Origin of the sequence: Streptomyces sp. NPDC059564, from assembly GCF_042735575.1 — a bacterium.
Lineage (GTDB): Bacteria > Actinomycetota > Actinomycetes > Streptomycetales > Streptomycetaceae > Streptomyces.
Map to the genome: position 1 here is coordinate 1 of NZ_JBHWBP010000651.1, position 1,755 is coordinate 1,755.

The following is a 1,755-nucleotide window of genomic DNA, read 5'->3' on the forward strand; positions in this document are numbered from 1 at the left end:
GCCCCGTACCTCCCGCCCGGAGGTACGGGGCCACGGGCGTCTCCGGGCCCCTCAGCGGGCCAGGTAGCCGCCGTCCACCGGGAGCACCACGCCGGTCACGAACGAGGCCGCGTCGGACGCCAGGAAGGCGATGACCCGGGCCACCTCCTCCGGCTCCCCGAGCCGCCCCATCGGGTGCGCCCCCGCGATCTCCTCCAGGTACTCCGGCCCGCCCGGCTCGTCCCGCAGCGCCAGCACCCGCTCCGTACGGATGGTGCCGGGTGCCACCGCGTTGACGCGGATCCCGTGCGCGGCCCACTCCACCGCGAGGTGCTTGGTCAGCCCCGAGGCCACGAACTTCGCCGGCCCGTAGGCCGCCTGCCGCGCCTGCCCGGCCACCCCCGAGATCGAGGACACGCACACGAGCGCCCCGCCGGGCCGCTCCTGCGCGAGCATCGCCTCGATCGCGTACTTGCAGGTCAGGAACATGCCCCGGCCGTCGATGGCCATCACGTGGTCCCAGTCCTGCGGGCTGGTCTCGCGTACATCCGAAAGGGGGAGCACCCCGGCGTTCGCCACGGCGACGTCCAGGCGCCCGTAGGCACCGACCGCCGCCGCCACCATCGCGCGGTTGGCCCCGGGATCGGACACGTCGCCGGTCACGACGGTGACGGGGTGGCCCTCGTCGGCCAGCCGCGCGCGCAGGGCCTCCAGGCCGGGGCCGTTGACGTCGGCCGCGGTCACCCGGGCGCCGGAGCGGGCCAGCAGCAGGGACGTGGCCCGGCCGATGCCGCTGGCGGCGCCGGTCACCAAGCAGGACTTCTCGTTCATGCGGCCGAGCGTAGGGACAACGGGAGGGGCCGGCGCCGCGCCCGGCCGCGGGGGGGCGCAACTCGGCCAACTGCGCGCCCCCGCCCGATGTTGTCTTGTCACACGGCTGACGCATCCTCACCGATGTGGCTAACATCACGCCAACCCGGCGATGTTGCCGGAAGGTTACGGAGGTGCGACGTGCTGCCAGTTCGGGGTGGGGACGGCCGGAAGCTGACGGCCTGGGGCATCCGTACCACCTGGAGCACCGTGGGCGACGGGGAGTTCTTCTGCCCCGGCTGCGGTGGTGACCGCAACTACCGCCGGCGCACCGGACGCCGGCGCTTCACCGTGCTCGGCGTACCGCTGCTGCCGCGCGGCGAGGCCGGGCCGGTCGTCGAGTGCCAGGCCTGCCGGGAGCGCTTCGACACCGACGTGCTGGACCACCTCACCACCACCCGCTTCTCGGCGCTCCTGCGCGACGCCGCGCACACGGTGGCGCTGGCTGTGCTGGCGGCGGGCGGGACCTCCTCGCGCAGCGCGCTGGAGGCCGCCGCGTCGGCCGTACGGGCCGCCGGGTTCCAGGACTGCACCGAGGAGCAGCTGGAGGCCCTCGTGGAGTCCCTGGCCACCGACGAGGGCCGCCTCGGGCTGTACGACGGGCCCGAGTGCTGCGGGGCCGCGCTGTCGATCGAGCTCCACGAGGCGCTGGAGCCGCTGGCCGCGCACCTGGCCGGGCCGGGCCGGGCGTCGATCCTGCTCCAGGGGGCGCGGATCGCCCTCGCGGACGGGCCCTACATCCCGGCCGAGCGCGAGGTGCTGGCCACCGTCGGCGCGGCGCTGCGGATGGGCGCGGACGAGGTGACCCGGCTGCTGTCGGCGGTGCGGGCGCCGTAGCGCTCGCGCGTACGAGGGTCCGGGCCCGGCGGGGGATCCCCCGCCGGGCCCGGCCGCGTTCCACGCCCC

Annotated in this window: 2 protein-coding genes; one reads left to right on the forward strand and one right to left on the reverse strand. The window is 75.9% G+C overall.

The genetic code is table 11. From position 1 onward, the window contains the following. Positions 1-51 precede the first annotated feature (51 nt). Positions 52-810, reverse strand: a complete 759-nt coding sequence (locus ACFV0Q_RS41320; RefSeq protein ID WP_385013230.1) for an SDR family NAD(P)-dependent oxidoreductase — start codon at positions 808-810, stop codon at positions 52-54. Between the two features lie 180 nt (positions 811-990). Between ACFV0Q_RS41320 and ACFV0Q_RS41325 the strand changes: the two genes are divergently transcribed. Then, a complete protein-coding gene (locus ACFV0Q_RS41325; protein ID WP_385013232.1) occupies positions 991-1,686 on the forward strand; it encodes a TerB family tellurite resistance protein in 696 nt (231 codons plus the stop codon). The last annotated feature ends 69 nt before the right edge of the window (positions 1,687-1,755 follow it).

Bases quoted from the DNA above. Each gene is read 5' to 3' on its own strand.
- ACFV0Q_RS41320 (WP_385013230.1), bottom strand. From the start codon at position 810: ATGAACGAGAAGTCCTGCTTGGTGACCGGCGCCGCCAGCGGCATCGGC.